Below are 18364 nucleotides of genomic sequence, written 5' to 3'. Positions count from 1 at the left end.
GGGGCTGGGGGTGCTCGGGCCGGCTGGAACGGCTCGGGTGGGGTGGTCAGGGGCGGGGTTTGGGGTGGGGGTGGAGGAGGTGGCGGAGGCGGGAGAGGAGGGTGGGGCGGGGGGTGGTGGGGCGGGGCGGGGGGTTGGTCAGTTCGCGGATGACCTGCCAGTCGTACTGGCCGGGCTGGGGCGGCCGCCGGTCCCCGTACCGCGCCGCCCGGTGGCTGTCGAGCAGGTACTGCTGCGTCGCGTTCATGTCCCTCACGCTCCGCCCGCCCCCGCCACCGCGTCACGCCGATTGACGCGCCCCGTCAAACGACTCCGCCCGCGCCCCGCGCACCCCGCACTATGGAGGCGTGAGCGTGACCATCGACATCAGCGGCCTCCCTCCGGAGCGCGTCCTCTTCGAGATATCCCCCCTCGCCGAACTGGGCCTCGCCCTGCACGCCCTGGCCGAGCCCGGCCACCATCCGGGGCTGCACGGGTGGGCGACGGCCACCTCCGCCGGGCTCAAGCCCGACCTGGCGGACCGGCTCTGCGAGGCCGACTTCCTCTGGCGGACCACGTTCTCGGACGTGTTCATGGCCTTCGCCGGACTCTCCGGCGAGACCCCGGCCCCCACCCTCGCCGGGGAGCTGGACCTGCTCGACCGGCTGGACGACGACCGCTTCGTCTCCGCCGCCCTGGAGTTCACCTGCGGCAGCAGCTACGCCTGCGGCGGGCCCTCCGCGCTCACCGACCCCGTCCGGCGCGGCCGCGCGCTGGAGCTGGCCGCCAATCGCGGCCCCCAGCAGCTGGACTTCACCAAACGGCTGCTGGACGACCCCACCGCCGTACGCGCCTGGCTGCGCCGGCTCTTCGAGGACTGCGACGAGGCATTCTTCGCCGACGCCTGGCGCCGGATCGCGCCCCAGCTCGCCGCCGACGCCCGGCACAAGACCGAGCTGCTGCGCCACAAGGGGCTCGCGGAGGCGCTGCACGCCGTCTCCCCCGCGCTCTCGGTGGACGAGGACCGCACCCTGATCACCGCGGACAAGCTCGCCGACGGCCGGACGACCGCCTTCCGGCCGGGCCTCGAACCCGGGGTCACCCTCATCCCGTCCAGCTACGGCTGGCCCCATCTGATGGTGCTGCACGCCCGGGACTGGCGGCCGGTGATCCACTACCCGGTCGCGGCGCCCGCGCTCCAGGGCCCGGGCTCGGTCGAGCTGCTGACCCTGCGCATGGAAGCCCTCGCCCACCCGCTGCGGATGCGGTTCTGCCGCAATCTCGCCCGCGCCCCGTACACGACCACCGAGCTGGCCGACACGTACGACATCACCGCCCCCGAGGTCTCCCGCCATCTCGCCGTGCTGAAGAAGGCCGGGCTGATCACCACCCGGCGGCGCGGCCGGTATGTGCTGCACCAGCTGGACGTCAGCGTCGTGGCCCGGCTGGGCAGCGACTTCCTGGAGACGGTGCTGCGCTGAGCCGGGGGCCGCCCGGCCCCCGGCCCCAATCCCGGTCCCGGTCCCAATCCCGGCCCCGCCCCGGCGCCCCGCTCAGAACGACGAGGGACCGCCGCCCGCCCGGACCAGCCCCGTCTCGTACGCCAGCACCACCACCTGCACCCGGTCCCGCAGATTCAGCTTGGTGAGGATGCGTCCCACATGCGTCTTCACGGTCGCCTCGGAGAGCACCAGCCGGCCCGCGATCTCGCCGTTCGACAGGCCCTGGGCGACCAGCAGCATCACCTCGCGCTCGCGCTCGGTCAGCCGGTCGACCGCCTTGTTCTTCGGCTCGCCCCCGCCGCTCGGCAGCATCGGGGAGAAACGGTCCAGCAGCCGGCGCGTGGTCGACGGCGCGACCACCGCGTCACCGCTGTGCACCGAGCGGATCGCGGCGAGCAGCTCGCCGGGCGGCACGTCCTTGAGCATGAAGCCGCTGGCCCCGGCCTTCAGCCCGGAGAAGGCGTACTCGTCCAGGTCGAACGTGGTCAGGATCAGCACCTTCGGCGGGTTCGGCTCGGCGCAGATGCGCCGGGTCGCCTCGACGCCGTCCAGCCTCGGCATCCGGACGTCCATCAGGACGACGTCCACGCCCGTCGAGCGCAGGATCTCGATCGCCTCCGCGCCGTCGCCGGCCTCCGCCACCACTTCCATGTCCGGCTGGGCGGCGAGCACCATCCGGAATCCGGTGCGCAGCAATACCTGGTCGTCCACGAGCATCACACGGATGGACATGACAGCTGGGCCTCAATCTCTCGGTCGGTCTCAACGGGCGGGGTCGGTTGTCAACAGGCGGGTTCGGTTCTCAACGGGCGGGTTCGGTGTCAGCGGATCGGTGCGGTCTCAGTCGGCGGGGCCGGTCTCGGCGGGCGGGTGCGGCGAGCGGGTGCGGCGCCGGGCCCGCCTCCCGGTACGGGCTGATCCGAAGGAAAGGCCCTAGCCGGATTTGAGGGGCAGCAGCGCGCTGATCCGGAATCCGCCGCCCGGCCGCGGCCCGGCGTCCAGCGTGCCGCCGACCATACCGATGCGCTCCCGCATCCCGATGAGGCCGTGCCCCTGGCCGTCGGCGCCGCCGTCCTCGTACAGCTCGTGGGAGGAACCCCGGCCGTCGTCCTCGACCAGCAGTCCCAGCCCGTCGTCGAAGTAGACCAGCCGTACGCTCGCGCCGACCTCGGGCCCCCCGTGCTTGCGGGTGTTGGTGAGCGCCTCCTGGACGATGCGGTACGCGGTCAGCTCGACCCCGCTGGGCAGCGGCCGGGGGGTGCCCTCGATCCGGAAGTCGACGGTCAGCCCGGCCTTGCGGACATGCTCGACCAGGTCCTCGATCTGCCCCACATCGGGCTGCGGCACATACTCGCCGCTCTCCGGATCGTCGCCGGTGCGCAGCACCCCGAGGAGCCGGCGCATCTCGGCGAGCGCCTGACGGCCGGTGGTGGAGATGGTCTCCAGCGCCTGTTTGGCCTGGTCGGGCGCGGCGTCGAGCACATAGGCCGCGCCGTCGGCCTGCACCACCATCACGGACACGTTGTGCGCGACCACATCGTGCAGCTCACGGGCGATCCGGGCGCGCTCGGCCGCGACCGCGACCTTCGACTGCGCCTCGCGCTCCCGCTCCAGCCGCATGGCGCGCTCCTCCAGCTGGGCGAAGTACGCCCGGCGGGTGCGTATCGAGTCGCCGAGCACCCAGGCGAGCGCGAACGGGACCGCCAGCACGACGGTGAGGAAGATCCGCGCGGTGGTGGACACCTCCCCCTGCGGCGGCCAGAGCAGCTGGGACAGGGGGGCCGCCAGCAGTCCGCCGACCAGCGCCAGCCGGCGCGCCCAGCGCGGGGCGTCCCGGGCGGCGACCGTGTAGATGATCACGAGCATCGCGAAGTCGCCGGGGATGATCTGGATGTCGGCGACCATCTGTACGACGCCGAGCAGCGCGGCCAGGACGAGCATCCGCTCCGGCATCCGGCGGCGCAGCGCCACCACCAGGGCCAGCCCCAGCGACACCGGCACGCCGACCCAGCCGGGCTCGTACTGCGTCTCCTGGGCCAGGTCCATCAAGGAGAGCGCCAGGAGGACCAGGGCCCAGAAGGCGTCGACGCCCGTGGGGTGTCTGCGGATGAAGTCATAGACGCTCTGCACGTAACCCAGAGTAGGGAAAACCAACAGGTGTAGGGGTCAACCGTCAGAGCGATCCGGAGGGCGGAGGCGTACTCCGCAAGGTGGAGACTTGTGCCCGTGACGGACGAGGCGGATGTGTGGCGGGGCTGGCGGGAAGCGACGGAGACGGCGCTGTACGGGCCGGGCGGCTTCTATCTGCGGCCCGAGGGGCCGGCGGGGCACTTCCGTACGTCGGTGCACGCGTCGCCCCTGTTCGCGGGGGCCGTCGCCCGGCTGCTGCTGACCACGGCGGAAGGGCTCGGCTCCGGTCCGGGGGCCGGGGATCCGGTGATCGTCGACATGGGCGCGGGGCGCGGGGAGCTGCTGACGGGGGTGCTGGCCGCGCTGCCCGCCGGTTTCCCGGTACGGGCGTACGCCGTCGAGCGGGCGGCCCGCCCCGGCGGTCTGGATCCCCGTATCGAGTGGACGCCGGAGCCGCCGGACGGGGTGAGCGGGCTGCTCTTCGCCAATGAGTGGCTCGACAATGTGCCCGCCGACGTCGCGGAGGTCGACGACGACGGGGTGGTGCGCCAGGTGCTGGTGCGGTCCGACGGGACCGAACGGCTCGGGGACCCGGTCTCCGGCCCGGACGCGGAGTGGCTGGCCCGGTGGTGGCCGCTGACGGAGCCCGGCACGCGGGCCGAGATCGGCCGGAGCAGGGACGAGGCGTGGGCGGCGGCCGCCGGCTCCCTGCGGGCGGGGCTCGCGGTGGCCGTGGACTACGCGCATCTGGCGGGGTCCCGTCCGCCGTACGGCACCCTGACCGGCTTCCGGGCCGGCCGCGAGGTCCGTCCGGCGCCCGACGGGAGCTGCGACCTCACCTCTCATGTCGCCCTGGACTCCTGCGCCCTGCCCGGCGCGACCCTCGTCTCCCAGCGGGACGCCCTCGCCGGGCTCGGGCTCTCCGCCGCCCGCCCGCCGCTCTCGCTCGCCTCGACCGACCCCGCCGGCTATCTCCGCGCGCTCTCGCGCACCGGCGAGGCGGCGGAGCTGACGGCCCGGGGCGGTCTCGGCGACTTCCTCTGGCTCCGGCAGCCGCGATAGCGGGGGCCGCCGCCCCGGCCGCCGGTCCCGGGGGAGCCCGGCGGGCCCGGGCTGGGGGCAGGGGGAGCCGGGCGGGGGCGGGGGCGTGGTCAGGGATACTGGCCGCATGACGGAGACCACGTTCGGCATCGGCGGCGCGGCGGAGAGCACCGACATGGTGCTCAACATCGGCCCCCAGCACCCCTCGACGCACGGCGTCCTCCGCCTGCGCCTCGTCATCGACGGCGAGGTCATCCAGCACGCCGAACCCGTCATCGGCTATATGCACCGCGGCGCGGAGAAGCTCTTCGAGGCCCGCGACTACCGCCAGATCATCATGCTGGCCAACCGCCACGACTGGCTCTCCGCCTTCTCCAACGAGCTGGGCGTCGTCATGGCCGTGGAGCGCATGCTCGGCATGGAGGTGCCGGAGCGCGCCGTCTGGATCCGCACCCTGCTCGCCGAGCTGAACCGGGTCCTCAACCATCTGATGTTCCTCGGGTCCTACCCCCTGGAGCTGGGCGGCATCACCCCCGTCTTTCACGCCTTCCGGGAGCGCGAAGAGCTGCAGAACGTGATGGAGGAGGTCTCCGGCGGCCGGATGCACTACATGTTCAACCGGGTCGGCGGCCTCAAGGAGGACATCCCGGCGGGCTGGCTGGAGCGGGTGCGGCTCGCCGTCGCCGATGTGCGGTCGCGGATGGACGTGTACGACCGTCTGGTGCTGGGGAACGAGATCTTCCGCGGCCGGACCCGCGGGGTGGGCGTGCTCTCGGCCCAGGCGGTGCACGCGTACGGGGTGAGCGGGCCGATCGCCCGGGCCTCCGGCGTCGACTTCGACCTCCGCCGCGACGAGCCCTATCTCGCGTACGGGGAGCTGGGCGACACCCTCAAGGTGGTCACCAGGGCCGACGGCGACTGCCTGGCCCGCTTCGAGGTGCTGCTCGACCAGACGCACAACGCCCTGGAGCTGGCCGACGCCTGTCTCGACCGGATCGCCGATCTGCCGCCCGGACCGATCAACCAGCGGCTGCCCAAGGTGCTGAAGGCCCCGGAGGGGCACACCTACGCCTGGACCGAGAACCCGCTCGGGATCAACGGCTACTACCTGGTCTCCAAGGGCGAGAAGACCCCGTACCGGCTGAAGCTGCGCTCGGCGTCGTACAACAACATCCAGGCCCTCGCCGAGCTGCTGCCGGGCACCCCGGTGCCGGACATGGTCTCGATCCTGGGCTCGCTGTTCTTCGTCGTCGGCGACATCGACAAGTAACGGGACACGGGAGCACCGGGGCGCCCGGCGAGCCGCAGGGTCCGCGCGGGCGGGCGGAGGGCTCGGGCGGTCCGGGGGTGCGGGCGCGGCCGGTCCGAAGACTCCGCGCGGGCGGCCCGAGGCTGCGGGCGCGGCCGGTCCGGGGGCAGCCCCGGGGCCGCGCGGCGGTCAGGAGTTGACCGCGTCCCGCAGCTCCCCGAGGTCGAGCTTCTCGGTCTCGTCGTGCGCGGTCAGATCGATGACGTCGCCGACGGGCCGGGAGACGGTCGAACGCCGCTCGGCCAGCGCCTCCTCGCCGACCACGTCGGCGAGGTCCTGCTCCTGCACGGCCTCGATCGCCCGCTGTTCCGGGGCGGCCCGGAGCGCCGGGGCCGAGGACGGGACGGCCGTGAGGCCGGAGCCCTGTTCGGCCGGAGCGGCCTGGGTGCCGAAGTAGTCGAAGTTCCCCTCGGGACGGGCCGGGACCGGGCCCCGGCGCGGACCGTACGGAACGATCGCGGCGGCGGAGGCGGCGGGACGCCGGGCGGGGAGGGCGGTCGCCGGGCGGGCGTGCTGCTCCGCGTCCGCGCCCGCCGGGGGCTTCCCCCGCGAATCGTCCGCCTCTCCGGCGGGCTTCGCCGCTTCGGGCCCGGCGGCCGCCGGGGCGCGCCGGGCCCGCTGGGCCTCGGTGTTGCGGGACAGCTCCTCCAGCGCGCGGGCGGCGCGCAGATAGGCGGAGGGGCCGGGGGCGGCCGCCGCACCGGTCACGGCCCCGGTCGCGGGCAGCCCCTTGGGGGCCTCCGTCTCGACCACGAGCTGCCGCCGGTCCTCCAGCACACTGGCCCGCTCGGTCTCCGCCGTCGCGTAACGCCGCAGCAGAGCCGCGTGCTCGCCGCGCAGTGCCGCCAGCTCCACCCGCTTGGCGCGGAGTTTGACGTCGAGCTTGGCGCGCAGCTCGCGCGACTCCTCGACCTCCGACTCCAGCTCGGCTATGCGCTCCTCGGTCTGCCAGGCGTCGCTGGCCCGCCCCCGGGTGAGGTCGGCGACCTGACGGCCCGCCGCCCGGTCCCAACTGCGCATCAGGACGGCCCCGGTGACGGCGGCGGCCGCGGCGGCCGCCGCCAGCGCCCGGAGCATGGCCGGTTCGCTCAGCAGCCACGCGCCGGCGGCGCACAGCACCGACGCTCCGGCGACCGCGGTGGGCGGCAGCAGCCTGTGCAGGGGCGGGGAATGGCGGTGGCGTCCACGTGGCATGGCCTGAAATTTACCGTGTCGAGTAGCCGATGGGGATATCGGTCCGGAAAAACTCTCGTCGGGCGACGGCGACGAGAGCATTGTCCAGAAGGCCGGGCTCCTTCTTCACCTCTTCCCCACCGGCCCGGCCCCGTTCCTACTTCTTCAGCAGGTTCTTGGACTGGAGATACTCCTTCGCCACGTCCCCGGGCTTGGCCCGCTCGGCGTCCACCTTGCGGTTCAACTCCGCGAGATCCTCGGTGGTCAGGGTCTTAGTGATCTTGGCGAGGGCGTCGGCTATCCCCGCGTCGCCGGCGTCCTCGGCATTGACCACGGGCAGCACGTTGTCCGCGTTCTGCAGCTTCTTGTCGTCCTCCAGGAAGACAAGGCCGTCCAGCACCGCGTCGGTGGTGGTGGTGAGCACCAATTGGACATCGCCGTCCCGGACGGCCTGCTTGGACTGGGGAGTGCCGACGCCCTTGGGATCGATGCCGGTGACATCGATGCCGTAGGTCTTCTTCAGACCCGGTGCGCAGAACGGCCGGACCTCGCACTCGTCGCCCGCCGCGATCTTGACCTTCAGCTTCGACTTTCCAAGATCGGAAAGCGTCTTGAGGCTGTTCTTCTCGGCGAATTCCTCGCTCACCGCGAACGCGTTCTGATCGACGGCCTCCCCGGCCGGGAGCACCTTCAGCCCGCGCGGCTCGGCGAGCGCGGTGAGCGCGGCCACGGTCTTGTCCGCGTCGCTGGAGGCGACGGGCTTCTCCTCGGGGGCCTTCGGGCCGTTCACCTTCGCGTTGAGGAATTCGGCGATCGTGGCGGCGTATTCGGGGACGACGTCGATCTCGCCCTTCTCCAGCGAGGGCTCGTACAGCTCACGGTTCTTCACCGAGGTGATGGAGGTGCTGTATCCGGCGTCGGCCAGGATCCGCGCGTACAGCTCGGCCAGCACCTTGGACTCGGTGAACGAGGCCGAGCCGATCACCAGCGAGCCCTTGTCGCCGGAGCCCTGGCCGCCGCCCTTCGACTTCTCCAGGGTGTCGCCGCCGCCGCACGCGGCGAGCGAACCCGTCAGGGCCGCCACGGCCAGGGCCGCTCCCGCGATACGAGAGGTCTTGCGCATCAGGTTCTCCGTCCAGAGGTCCGCGAGGGGACATACGGCCCGCGGGGGCCGCGGGTCCCGCGAGGGGTTCGCAAAGTCATACAGATGCCCGGGCCGGGCGGGGCGAAACGGACTTGCGGCGCGGGTCGATCAGCCGGTCGGCGAGGATCAGCACGCCCTCCACCAGCAGCGCCAGCAGCGCCGCGAGCAGCGCCCCGGCCACCACCTGCGCGGTGTCGAAGGTGTTGAAGCCGGCGGTGATGATCCGGCCGAGCCCGCCCTGACCGACCATCGAGGCGATGGTGGCCGTGGCGACGACCTGCACGGCGGCCGAGCGCAGCCCGGTCATCAGCAGCGGATAGGCCAGCGGCAGCTCGACCCGGAGGAAGACCTGCCACCCCGACATCCCCATCCCCCGCGCGGCCTCCACCACCGCCCGGTCCACCTCCCGCATCCCGACATGGGCGTTGGTCAGCAGGGGCGGCACCGCGAAGAGCACCAGGGCGATGATGGTCGGCGCGTATCCGGCGCTGCGGAGCGGGGTGAGCATGAAGAGGGCGAGGACCGCGAAGACGGGGATCGCCCGGCCGGCGTTGGAGATGTTGACGGCGAGCGCGCCGCCCCTGCCGATGTGCCCGAGCCAGAGCGCGAGCGGCAGGGCGATCGCGCAGGCCAGCAGCAGCGCCGTGCCGCTGACGTACACATGCTCGCCGAGGCGGTGCCACGCACCGCCCTCCCCGGACCAGTTGGACCCCGTGGTGAGCCAGGTCCACGCGTCGGGCAGCACCCCCATCAGACACTCCCCCCGGCCTTGGGTATGCGCGTCCAGGGCGTCAGCAGCCGCTGCACACCGAGCAGCAGCAGATCCGCCGCGGCGGCCAGCAGCACACAGAGCACGGACGCGGTCAGCACCTGGGCCTTGAACGTGGTCTGCACCCCGTCGTCGATGAGATTGCCGAGCCCGCCCTTGCCGATCAGCGCGCCCACGGTCGTCAGCGCGATCGTGGAGACGGTGGCGATCCGCAGACCGGCCATCAGCGCGGGCAGCGCGAGCGGCAGCTCGACCTCCCAGAGCAGCCGGGCCGGTCCGTACCCCATGCCGCGGGCGGCCTCGCGGGCCTCGGCGGGCACGGCGTCGAGCCCGGCCATGATGTTCCGCACGAGAATGGTGAGCGAATAGAGCACGAGGCCGGTGACGACCAGCGCCGCCGAGAGCCCGAAGACGGGCAGCAGCAGCGAGAACATCGCCAGCGAGGGAATGGTGTAGAGCAAGGTCGTCAGCCCCAGGACCGGACCGGCGAAGGCGGGCCTGGACCGGGCGAGAAGGGCCAGCGGGAATGCGACCGCGAGACCGATCAGAACCGATGCCGCCGTGATCCAGACATGCTCGATCGTCGCATCCGTCAACTCCTGACCGCGGGTGCGCAGATACTCCCCGCAGATCCAGTCATTGGCCGTCAGACAGCTCTGCGCGGCCAGTCGCGTACTCATGATTCCCCACCTCCCCACCCATGCCGAACGTATGACTGAAGACCTTAACCTTGGCCACTGACAATCGCCGAAGGACGGCGTACGCCGGCAACACGGCCTTCACACAACACACGCCACGAGGGGGAGCCATGATCCGTTTCGAGAATGTCACCAAGCGATATCCGGACGGGACGACGGCCGTCGACGATCTGTCGTTCGAGGTGGCCGAAGGCGAACTGGTCACACTGGTCGGACCGTCCGGCTGCGGCAAGACCACCACGATGAAGATGGTCAACCGGCTGATCGAGCCGACCGAGGGCCGGATATTCCTCGACGGGGACGACGTCTCCGCCGTCGACCCGGTCCGGCTGCGCCGCCGGATCGGCTATGTCATCCAGCAGGTCGGGCTCTTCCCGCACAAGACGGTCCTGGAGAACACCGCGACCGTCCCCCATCTGCTGGGCTGGCGGCGGGCGAAGGCGCGGGACCGCGCCGCCGAGCTGCTCGATCTCGTCGGGCTCGACCCCTCGGTGTACGGCGACCGCTATCCCGAGCAGCTCTCCGGCGGCCAGCGCCAGCGGGTCGGCGTGGCCCGCGCGCTCGCGGCGGACCCGCCCGTACTGCTGATGGACGAGCCGTTCGGCGCGGTCGACCCGGTGGTGCGCGAGCATCTCCAGAACGAGTTCCTCCGGCTCCAGTCCCAGGTGCGCAAGACGATTCTCTTCGTCACCCACGACATCGAGGAGGCGGTCCGCCTCGGTGACCGGATCGCCGTGTACGGGGCCGGCCGGATCGAGCAGTTCGGCCCGCCGGCGGCCGTGCTCGGCACTCCGGCGACGCCCTATGTGGCCGATTTCGTCGGTGCGGACCGCGGGCTCAAGCGGCTCTCGGTGACGCCCATCGAGGTCGGTGACCTGGAGCAGCCGCCCGTGGTGCGGCTGGACGATCCGCTCCCTGGGGAGCTGGGCGCGCGCTGGGCCGTCGTGCTGGACGGCGCGGGCGATCTGCACGGCTGGATCTCCGCCGAGCAGGCGCGCGCCGGCGGCACGGTGCGCGAGCACGCCCGCCGGATGGACGCCTGGCTGCCGCTGGGGGCCTCGCTCAAGCAGGCCTTCTCCACCATGCTCCAGCACGACGCGGGCTGGATCGCGGTGATCGACAAGGCGGAGACCGGCCGCTTCCTGGGGGTGCTGACGCCGGCGCGACTGCACGAGGCGCTGCGGCGCTCCATCGACGCGGACGCCCAGGACATCCCGCGCGCGGAGGTCGACCTGGAGTCGATCGCCACGCTGGCCGAAGCCAAGGCCGAGGCCGAGGCCAAGGCCAAGGCCAGGACCGGGACCGACGCCGGCACCAGCACCAGCACCAGCACCAGCACCAGCACTGAATCCCGTATCGGAAACGGAACCGGAACAACCACCGCCGCCGGAACCGGAACCGGACCCGGAAGCGGAACCGGAGACGAGCCCGCCGCCGCGACGGACCCGGCCCCCGGCGACGCCCCGCACGCCACCCCCCGCGACGACCCGCGCGACACCCCGCCCGAAACCCCCCTCACGAAGCCCTGAGCCGCCCGCTCATCCACTCCAGCGCGGGCGGAACCTCCCGCGCCCAGGTGTTGAAGTTGTGCCCCCCGCTGTCGAGGATGATCGAGGAGACCCGGGCGGGCGGCCGCACCTTCTCGATGAACCGCCGGGTCGCCGGGAGGTTGTCCTCCCCCTTCAGGGAGCTGGTCACCAGGAACGACGTCCGACCCTGCGGCCGGTGGTCCAGGCTCCACAGCAGGTCGGCGCGGTCGCGCAGGCTCTGATCGCCCTGGAAGAGATCACCGGTCGTGGGGTCCTCGGCCGCCCGGTAGTACGCGGAGAGGCCGGCGCCCGCCGCGTACCGCTGCGGGTGGTGCATGGCGATCTTCAGCGCGCAGTAGCCGCCCGTCGAGACGCCGATGACGCCCCAGCCCGCGGGCGCGGTCCCCACCCGATAGCTCCGGGATACCGCCGCCGGCAGATCCTCGCCGAGGAATGTCTCCGCCTGCGGACCGCCCGGGATGTCCACGCATTCGGTGTCCCTGGGCGGCGCGACGGTCGAGCGCAGCATGATCAGGACCATCGGCTGCATGACGCCCTGGCGCGCCTTCCGGAATGCCGTCTGCGGATACTTCTGCCCCTTGATCAGATTCTCCGCGGTCCCCGGATAGCCGGTCAGCGCGACCACCGCCGGAAAGGATCTCTCCCGGTGCCTCGGCTGAAAGTACTCGGGCGGCAGATAGACATAGGCCGGACTGTCGATCCCCGACTTCTCGCCGGAGATCACCACCTTGTGGATCTGCCCGCCCCGGTCCGGCCGCGAGCCGCCCTCCACCGGGGCCATCCGCCGCTCGATCAGCTTGATCCGCTTCGCCCCGGCCGAATGATCGACCACCACGCCGAGCCGCTGTTCCCGTCCGAAGAGGTCGGACCAGGATCCGTAGAAGAGAAAGGCGTTGTTCGCCGCGAGCCCCACGACGGTGAAGAGGGCGAGCTGGGTCGCCAGCAGCAGGCCGATTCTCCCGGCGATCGCGCGCCAGGTGCGGCCGGCCAGTCCCGGCCAGCACCAAATGGTCGCCGCGAAGAGCCCAACAGCCGCCACCACGGCTCCGGCGAAGACATAGCCACTGGTCAGACCCATGATCCTGGCAAACTCCCCTTCTCAAGATTTCCCGCGCCCGAGTAAACCCGCTTCCTGGAAGTCCCGTCCTAGGTAACGCAACTCGTCCGGTGCTGCCTGACAACGGCCCATGGGCGCACGATCTCGTCCAGGTCATGGGAAGCGATGTCTGTAACGGTAGATGGGGACAAAAAGGAATCGGTTCCGGGTCGTCCGGGACGGGCGGAACAGGTCCGCCGGGTGCTGCGCGGCCCCCGCCCGGAGCGGATTCCCCCGCTGGCCGCCGCCGTCTGCGCCCTCGCCGGCCTGATCGGCGTCGCCGCCGGGCTCTCCCCCGCCTTCCGGCACGGCCGGGCGCACGCGCCGGCCGAAGTCCTCCCGGGCGCGACCGGCTCCCCGGCCCCCGCGCTCGCGCTCGGCTCGGGCGTCCTGCTGCTCCTGCTCGCCCACGGGCTGGGCCGGCGCAAGCGGCGGGCCTGGCGGGCCGCGGCGGCGCTGCTGCCCCTCGGGGCCGCCGGGCAGTTCGCGTACCGGCAGTCGGCGCTCGGCGTGGTCCTCTCGCTGGCCGTCCTGGCGCTGCTCGTCGTCCATCGGCGGGAGTTCTCCGCGCGCTCCGATCCGCGCGGCCGGCGGACCGCGCCCCTGGCCCTCCTCCTGATGGGGGCGGGCTCGCTCGGCCTCGGCCTGCTCCTCGTCGGCGCGCACTCCGGCCAGGCGCTCGGCGACCCCACGGGTGCCGACCTGCTGCGGCACACGGCGTACGGGCTCCTCGGCGTCGAGGGCCCCGTCGAGTACGCCGGGGACGTCTCCTGGACCGTCGGACACCCGCTGGGCGCGCTGGGCCTGCTCACCGCCGTCGTCACCGTCCATCTCGCGCTGCGGCCCGAGCGCCCGGACGCGCGGCTCTCCGAGGACGACGAGCTGCGGCTGCGCGATCTGCTGGCCCGGCACGGCGACCGGGACTCGCTCGGCCACTTCGCGCTCCGCCGCGACAAGAGCGCGGTCTTCTCGCCCAGCGGCAAGGCGGCGGTCTGCTACCGGGTGGTGTCCGGGGTGATGCTCGCGAGCGGCGACCCGGTCGGCGACGTCGAGGCCTGGCCCGGCGCGATCGAACGCTTCATGGCGACCGCGCGGGAGCGCTCCTGGACCCCGGCCGTGATGGGCTGCTCCCGGACCGGGGCCGAGGTCTGGACCCGGGAGGCCGGTCTCGACGCGCTCGAACTGGGCGACGAGGCGGTGGTCGACGTCGCGGACTTCTCGCTCTCCGGGCGGGCGATGCGCAATGTGCGCCAGATGGTGAACCGGATCGAGCGGAGCGGCTACACCACCCGGGTGCGCCGCGCCCACGACGTCCCCGACGACGAGCTGGCCGCGATCCGGCGGGCCGCCGACGAGTGGCGGGGCACCGACACCGAGCGCGGCTTCTCCATGGCGCTGGGGCGGATCGGCGACCCGGCGGACGGGGACGCGGTGATCGCCACCGCGCACCGGGCCGCCCCGGCCTCCCCGCACGCGGACGCATCGCCCCGCGGAGGCGCATCCCCGCACCCGGACGCCCCGCCCCGCGCGGACGCCTCCCCGCACCCGGACGCATCGCCCCACGGCGACCTGAAGGCGATCATCCACTTCGTCCCCTGGGGTACGGACGGCATGTCCCTGGAGCTGATGCGGCGCGACCGCTCGGCCGACCCCGGCATGAACGAGCTGCTGATCGTCGCGGCCCTCCGCGCGGCGCCCGGTCTGAAGGTCGGACGGGTCTCGCTGAACTTCGCCATGTTCCGCGCGGCGCTCGCCCGCGGCGAGCGGATCGGCGCGGGCCCCGTGCTCCGGCTGTGGCGCGGCACGCTGATCTTTCTCTCGCGCTGGTTCCAGATCGAGTCGCTGTACAAATTCAACGCCAAGTTCCGGCCACGGTGGGAGCCGCGGTTCGTGGTCTTCCGCAAGGCCCGCGATCTGCCGAGGATCGGCTTCGCCGCGATGCGGGCGGAAGGTTTCGTCACACTGCCCTCGCCCCGTCCGCTCCCCGGCCGCCGCGCCCCGCGCCCGCGCCGCCCGGACGCCCGCGTCGGGCCGTACGCCGAGGAGGGCGCGCCGCCGGCGGTGCGTCCGGCCCGGGGACCCGAGCCCGGCGGGATCCGCGGCACACCCCCTAGGCTGAGCATATGAGTACGTTGAGCGGGTTGCCGGAATGGGATCGCTGCGCGGTCATGGGGGTCGTCAACGTCACGCCCGACTCCTTCTCGGACGGCGGTCGCTGGTTCGACACCACCGCCGCGGTCAAACGCGGCCTGGACCTCGTCGCCGACGGGGCCGACCTGATCGACGTCGGCGGCGAGTCCACCAGGCCCGGAGCCAGCCGGGTGGACGAGGAGGAGGAGCTGCGCCGGGTCGTCCCCGTCGTGCGCGGCCTCGCCGCCGAGGGCGTCACCGTCTCCGTCGACACCATGCGCGCCTCCGTCGCCGACCGCGCGGTCGCGGCCGGCGCGGCCCTGGTCAACGACGTCAGCGGCGGACTCGCCGACCCGGCCATGATCCCCGCCGTCGCCTCCGCCGAGGTCCCCTTCGTGGTGATGCACTGGCGCGGCTTCAGCGAGGACATGAACAGCAGGGCCGTGTACGAGGACGTCGTCGCCGAGGTCATCGGCGAGCTGCGCACCCGGATGGACGCGGTCGTCGCCGGCGGCGTCGCGCCGGAGCGGATCGTCGTCGACCCGGGTCTCGGCTTCGCCAAGGACGCCGGTCACGATCTCTCCCTGGTCGCCCACATCCGCGACTTCGCCGTGCTCGGCCGCCCGCTGCTCGTCGCCGCGTCCCGCAAGCGGTTCCTCGGGCACGTCCTCGCCCAGGACGCCGAGAACGGCGCGCCGCCGCGCGCCCGGGAGCGGGACGCGGCCACGGCCGCCGTCTCCGCGATCGCGGCGCACGAGGGCGCGTGGGCCGTCCGGGTGCACGAGGTGCGGGCCACCGCCGACGCCGTGCGGATCGCGCACGCGGTCGAGGCCGCCCGGTGAGCCGTACCGACATCGAGCAGGTGGAGGACGCCAACACCACGTTCTACGAGACGATGGAGCGGGGCGACTTCGACGCGCTCCAGGCCCTCTGGCTGGACGACGACATCTCCTGCATCCACCCCGGCTGGCCGGTGCTCTCCGGCCGGGGCGAGGTGCTGCGCTCGTACGCCCTGATCATGGCGAACACCGAGTACATCCAGTTCTTCCTGACCGATGTGAAGGTGAGCCTGGTCGGGAACACCGCGCTGGTGACCTGTACGGAGAACATCCTCAGCGGCGGCCCCGCCGAGGAGAGCGGCGAGCTGGGGCCCCTGGTGGGGCAGCTGGTGGTCGCCACGAATGTGTTCCGCCGAACGTCCCAGGGGTGGAAGATCTGGTCGCACCACGGGTCCCCGGTGCTGACCGAGACCGCTGGCGACGAGGCTCCGGACGAGGAGTCCGGGGCGTAGGGCCCGCCGGGCCTGGGGACGGGCCCGCCTCGGGCCCGGGCCTCCCGGCGGGCCGGAAACGGACCGCCGGAGCGGCCCCGGGTTTGCCGCCCCCGACCGGGGGCAGAGGCCGATCCCGGACCGCCGCGGATCCGATCACCGGCCCCGCGGGCGGATGGTGTCGGTGCCCGCAGGTAGATTCGAATGGGCACACGGGCCGTGAATCTCCGGATGTGTGGCCCGTATGCCCGTATGACCTACGAGAGCAGGAGTGATTCGCGTGGATCGTGTCGCGCTGCGCGGCCTCAAGGCCCGCGGGCACCATGGCGTCTTCCCCCGGGAGCGCGAAGAGGGCCAGACCTTCATCGTGGACCTGGTGCTCAGCCTCGACACCCGCCCCGCCGCGGCCGACGACGACCTGGCGAAGACCGTGCACTACGGAGTGGTGGCGGAGGAGGTCGTCGCGGTCGTCGAGGGCGAGCCCGTCGATCTGATCGAGACCCTGGCGGAGCGGATCGCCCGGACATGCCTCAAGCACGACGGCGTCGAGGAGGTCGAGGTGGTGGTGCACAAGCCGGACGCGCCGATCACCGTGCCTTTCGACGACGTGACCATCACGATCACCCGGAGCCGAGTATGAGCGACCCCACGGTGCAGCCCGTGCCCGCGTCCGTGGTCGAGCAGGTGGACGCCGCGGACATCACCCTGTCCAACCCGCGGCGCGCCGTGATCTCCCTCGGCTCGAACCTGGGGAATCGCCTGGAGACCCTCCAGGGGGCCGTCGACGCCCTGGAGGACACGCCCGGGGTCCGGGTGAAGGCGGTCTCCCCGGTGTACGAGACGGAGCCCTGGGGCGTCGAGCCCGGCTCCCAGCCCTCGTACTTCAACGCGGTGGTGCTGCTGAAGACCACCCTGCCGCCCGATTCCCTGCTGGAGCGGGGCCAGGCCATCGAGGAGGCGTACGACCGGGTGCGCGACGAGCGCTGGGGTCCGCGCACGATCGATGTGGACATCGTGGCGTACGCGGAGATCGTCTCCGACGATCCGGTGCTCACCCTGCCCCACCCCCGGGCGCACGAGCGCGCCTTCGTCCTCGCCCCGTGGCACGACGTGGACGCGGCCGCCGAGGTGCCGGGGCGCGGTCCGGTGGCGGAGCTGCTGGCGGCGGTCGGCCGCGAGGGAGTGCTCCCCCGGCCCGATCTGGAACTCCGTCTGCCGGAGTAGTCGTTAGGCTCTTGGTTGGCACTGTGCTGTGACGGAAGGGCGGCTCTCTCGGTGAAGCAACTACGGGTCGGTGTGCTGGCCGGTCTCTTCGCCGGGGCCGGGCTGCTGTCGTGGGCCGGCGCCCGGCTGTGGGAGTCGTTCGGCTCGCTGCCGAGCGTGCCGCTGGCCGCGCCGATCGTGCTGGCGGTGATCGCGGCCGTGCTGCTGGCGACGGCCCTGTCCCTGCGGACCCGGCTGAAGGCCCAGCGGGAGCGCCGTCCGGGCGCGAAGGGCGTGGAGCCGCTGATGGCGGCGCGGGCCGTGGTCTTCGGCCAGGCGAGCGCGCTGGTGGCGGCCCTGGTGAGCGGGATGTACGGCGGGGTCGGGGTGTTTCTGCTCGGCTCGCTGGACGTCCCCGCGCGCCGGGAGCAGGCGATCCTGGCCGGGTTCTCGGTGCTGGCCGCGGCGGCGGTCATCGCCGCCGCGTTCTTCCTGGAGCGGGTCTGCCGCCTCCCCGAGGACACCGACACCCCCCATGGGAACGGCACCGGCACCGCCCACGCCTGACCGCCCCGCCGCGACGGCGCGGAAGCACACCTACGACAACGCGGTGAGCCCCGTCCGGCCGGACGGGGCTCACCGCGTTGTCGCCGGTCGCCCGGGGCGGCCCGCGCCCCTTCGGCGGCGGATCAGCGGGCCATGATCAGGCTCATCGCCTCATTGCGGGTGGCCGCCTGGCGGAGCTGGCCGCGGACCGCGGAGGTGATGGTCTTGGCGCCCGGCTTCCGCACCCCGCGCATGGTCATGCACATGTGCTCGCACTCGACCACGACGATCACTCCGCGCGGCTCCAGGATCTCCATCAGCGAGTCGGCTATCTGGGTCGTCAGCCGCTCCTGCACCTGCGGCCGGCGGGCGAAGACATCGACCAGACGGGCCAGCTTGGACAGGCCCGTGATCTTCCCGTCGGAGGACGGGATGTAGCCGACGTGGGCCACCCCGACGAAGGGGACGAGATGGTGCTCGCAGGAGCTCATCACCTCGATGTCCTTCACCAGGACCATCTCGTCGTGCCCGAGGTCGAACGTCGTCGTCAGCACATCCTCGGGCCGCTGCCAGAGCCCGGCGAATATCTCCTTGTAGGCCCGGGCCACCCGCCCCGGGGTCTCCCTCAGCCCTTCGCGGTCCGGGTCCTCCCCGACCGCGATGAGGAGTTCCCGCACGGCGTTCTCGGCCCGCTTCTCGTCGAAATCACCGATCATGCCTTCGCCGTCCAGCGTCACCGGGTCGGTCATCTGCGCTCGCTCCTCTTGCTCTGGGCCGCGGTCATACGAATGCCGCGTCCCCCCAGGCTAAAACCTGGGGGGACG

Annotated in this window: 18 protein-coding genes and 1 pseudogene; 10 read left to right on the top strand and 9 right to left on the bottom strand. The window is 72.6% G+C overall.

All coding sequences use genetic code 11. The annotated features are described in order from the left end of the window. Positions 1 to 46: 46 nt before the first annotated feature. The gene (locus ACF089_RS26250; protein WP_392031168.1) at positions 47 to 247 is read right to left on the bottom strand and encodes a hypothetical protein; all 201 of its coding nucleotides are present in this window, start codon (positions 245 to 247) and stop codon (positions 47 to 49) included. A gap of 106 nt (positions 248 to 353) precedes the next feature. On the opposite strand from ACF089_RS26250, the gene ACF089_RS26245 reads away from it, so the two are divergent. After that, positions 354 to 1460 (top strand): DUF5937 family protein, encoded by a 1107-nt coding sequence (locus ACF089_RS26245; RefSeq protein WP_392031311.1) that lies wholly within the window; start codon positions 354 to 356, stop codon positions 1458 to 1460. Between the two features lie 72 nt (positions 1461 to 1532). Here the strand turns inward: ACF089_RS26245 and ACF089_RS26240 are convergent, their stop codons facing one another. Both ACF089_RS26240 and ACF089_RS26235 read right to left on the bottom strand, forming a co-directional pair. Next, positions 1533 to 2213: a response regulator gene (locus ACF089_RS26240; RefSeq protein WP_392031165.1), complete on the bottom strand. Its 681-nt coding sequence runs from the start codon at positions 2211 to 2213 to the stop codon at positions 1533 to 1535. A 201-nt stretch (positions 2214 to 2414) separates the two neighbouring features. After that, entirely contained in the window at positions 2415 to 3611 is a 1197-nt protein-coding gene (locus ACF089_RS26235) for a sensor histidine kinase (protein WP_392031162.1), read from the bottom strand. A 96-nt stretch (positions 3612 to 3707) separates the two neighbouring features. Here ACF089_RS26235 and ACF089_RS26230 point away from each other — a divergent pair, with 96 nt between their 5' ends. Then, positions 3708 to 4673, top strand: a complete 966-nt coding sequence (locus ACF089_RS26230) for an SAM-dependent methyltransferase (protein WP_392031159.1) — start codon at positions 3708 to 3710, stop codon at positions 4671 to 4673. A gap of 106 nt (positions 4674 to 4779) precedes the next feature. After that, positions 4780 to 5922: an NADH-quinone oxidoreductase subunit D gene (locus ACF089_RS26225; protein ID WP_392031156.1), complete on the top strand. Its 1143-nt coding sequence runs from the start codon at positions 4780 to 4782 to the stop codon at positions 5920 to 5922. A 168-nt stretch (positions 5923 to 6090) separates the two neighbouring features. Here the strand turns inward: ACF089_RS26225 and ACF089_RS26220 are convergent, their stop codons facing one another. The 4 genes from ACF089_RS26220 to ACF089_RS26205 all read right to left on the bottom strand — a co-directional run bounded on the left by ACF089_RS26220 (position 6091) and on the right by ACF089_RS26205 (position 9727). After that, positions 6091 to 7155, bottom strand: a complete 1065-nt coding sequence (locus tag ACF089_RS26220; RefSeq protein WP_392031154.1) for a hypothetical protein — start codon at positions 7153 to 7155, stop codon at positions 6091 to 6093. 136 nt (positions 7156 to 7291) lie between these two features. After that, positions 7292 to 8257, bottom strand: a complete 966-nt coding sequence (locus tag ACF089_RS26215; RefSeq protein WP_392031151.1) for an ABC transporter substrate-binding protein — start codon at positions 8255 to 8257, stop codon at positions 7292 to 7294. A 76-nt stretch (positions 8258 to 8333) separates the two neighbouring features. Next, complete coding sequence (locus ACF089_RS26210; RefSeq protein ID WP_392031149.1) at positions 8334 to 9029, bottom strand: ABC transporter permease; 696 nt, start codon at positions 9027 to 9029, stop codon at positions 8334 to 8336. Beyond that, a complete protein-coding gene (locus tag ACF089_RS26205; protein ID WP_392031146.1) occupies positions 9029 to 9727 on the bottom strand; it encodes an ABC transporter permease in 699 nt (232 codons plus the stop codon). The genes ACF089_RS26210 and ACF089_RS26205 overlap by 1 nt, the downstream gene beginning before the upstream one ends. Positions 9728 to 9855: 128 nt before the next feature. Between ACF089_RS26205 and ACF089_RS26200 the strand changes: the two are divergent. Continuing rightward, a pseudogene (locus ACF089_RS26200) lies at positions 9856 to 10998 on the top strand (ABC transporter ATP-binding protein); the annotation flags it as partial. 262 nt (positions 10999 to 11260) lie between these two features. On the opposite strand, the gene ACF089_RS26195 reads toward ACF089_RS26200, so the two are convergent. Then, the gene (locus ACF089_RS26195) at positions 11261 to 12373 is read right to left on the bottom strand and encodes an alpha/beta hydrolase (protein ID WP_392031143.1); all 1113 of its coding nucleotides are present in this window, start codon (positions 12371 to 12373) and stop codon (positions 11261 to 11263) included. Positions 12374 to 12517: 144 nt separating this feature from the next. On the opposite strand from ACF089_RS26195, the gene ACF089_RS26190 reads away from it, so the two are divergent. From ACF089_RS26190 to ACF089_RS26165, 6 genes are all read left to right on the top strand, one after another. Then, complete coding sequence (locus tag ACF089_RS26190; RefSeq protein WP_392031140.1) at positions 12518 to 14518, top strand: phosphatidylglycerol lysyltransferase domain-containing protein; 2001 nt, start codon at positions 12518 to 12520, stop codon at positions 14516 to 14518. A gap of 41 nt (positions 14519 to 14559) precedes the next feature. Further along, positions 14560 to 15363, top strand: a complete 804-nt coding sequence (gene folP / locus ACF089_RS26185) for a dihydropteroate synthase (protein WP_392031308.1) — start codon at positions 14560 to 14562, stop codon at positions 15361 to 15363. Beyond that, positions 15360 to 15812: a nuclear transport factor 2 family protein gene (locus tag ACF089_RS26180; protein WP_392031137.1), complete on the top strand. Its 453-nt coding sequence runs from the start codon at positions 15360 to 15362 to the stop codon at positions 15810 to 15812. The genes folP and ACF089_RS26180 overlap by 4 nt, the downstream gene beginning before the upstream one ends. A 259-nt stretch (positions 15813 to 16071) precedes the next feature. Further along, positions 16072 to 16431 carry a dihydroneopterin aldolase gene (gene folB, locus ACF089_RS26175; protein ID WP_329021774.1) on the top strand — a complete coding sequence of 120 codons (360 nt, stop codon included), beginning with the start codon at positions 16072 to 16074 and terminating at the stop codon, positions 16429 to 16431. Next, positions 16428 to 17015, top strand: coding sequence for a 2-amino-4-hydroxy-6-hydroxymethyldihydropteridine diphosphokinase (folK, locus tag ACF089_RS26170; protein WP_392031134.1), 588 nt, complete (start codon positions 16428 to 16430; stop codon positions 17013 to 17015). Before folB ends, folK begins: the two co-directional genes overlap by 4 nt. A 51-nt stretch (positions 17016 to 17066) precedes the next feature. Then, a complete protein-coding gene (locus ACF089_RS26165) occupies positions 17067 to 17561 on the top strand; it encodes a DUF3180 domain-containing protein (protein ID WP_392031131.1) in 495 nt (164 codons plus the stop codon). A gap of 122 nt (positions 17562 to 17683) precedes the next feature. On the opposite strand, the gene folE is transcribed toward ACF089_RS26165, so the two are convergent. Continuing rightward, positions 17684 to 18289, bottom strand: a complete 606-nt coding sequence (gene folE / locus ACF089_RS26160; RefSeq protein ID WP_392031128.1) for a GTP cyclohydrolase I FolE — start codon at positions 18287 to 18289, stop codon at positions 17684 to 17686. Between the last annotated feature and the right edge of the window lie 75 nt (positions 18290 to 18364).

This window comes from Streptomyces sp. NPDC014894, from assembly GCF_043080985.1.
Lineage (GTDB): Bacteria > Actinomycetota > Actinomycetes > Streptomycetales > Streptomycetaceae > Streptomyces.
Note: the sequence above shows the minus strand (reverse complement) of the source record. Positions and strands in the feature narration are given on the sequence as shown.

Coding starts and splice junctions, on each gene's coding strand:
- ACF089_RS26190 (WP_392031140.1), top strand. CDS start 12,518: ATGTCTGTAACGGTAGATGGGGACAAAAAGGAATCGGTTCCGGGTCGT.
- ACF089_RS26225 (WP_392031156.1), top strand. CDS start 4,780: ATGACGGAGACCACGTTCGGCATCGGCGGCGCGGCGGAGAGCACCGAC.
- folE (WP_392031128.1), bottom strand. CDS start 18,289: ATGACCGACCCGGTGACGCTGGACGGCGAAGGCATGATCGGTGATTTC.
- ACF089_RS26250 (WP_392031168.1), bottom strand. CDS start 247: ATGAACGCGACGCAGCAGTACCTGCTCGACAGCCACCGGGCGGCGCGG.
- ACF089_RS26220 (WP_392031154.1), bottom strand. CDS start 7,155: ATGCCACGTGGACGCCACCGCCATTCCCCGCCCCTGCACAGGCTGCTG.
- ACF089_RS26240 (WP_392031165.1), bottom strand. CDS start 2,213: ATGTCCATCCGTGTGATGCTCGTGGACGACCAGGTATTGCTGCGCACC.
- ACF089_RS26205 (WP_392031146.1), bottom strand. CDS start 9,727: ATGAGTACGCGACTGGCCGCGCAGAGCTGTCTGACGGCCAATGACTGG.
- ACF089_RS26210 (WP_392031149.1), bottom strand. CDS start 9,029: ATGGGGGTGCTGCCCGACGCGTGGACCTGGCTCACCACGGGGTCCAAC.
- ACF089_RS26215 (WP_392031151.1), bottom strand. CDS start 8,257: ATGCGCAAGACCTCTCGTATCGCGGGAGCGGCCCTGGCCGTGGCGGCC.
- folK (WP_392031134.1), top strand. CDS start 16,428: ATGAGCGACCCCACGGTGCAGCCCGTGCCCGCGTCCGTGGTCGAGCAG.
- ACF089_RS26195 (WP_392031143.1), bottom strand. CDS start 12,373: ATGGGTCTGACCAGTGGCTATGTCTTCGCCGGAGCCGTGGTGGCGGCT.
- folP (WP_392031308.1), top strand. CDS start 14,560: ATGGGGGTCGTCAACGTCACGCCCGACTCCTTCTCGGACGGCGGTCGC.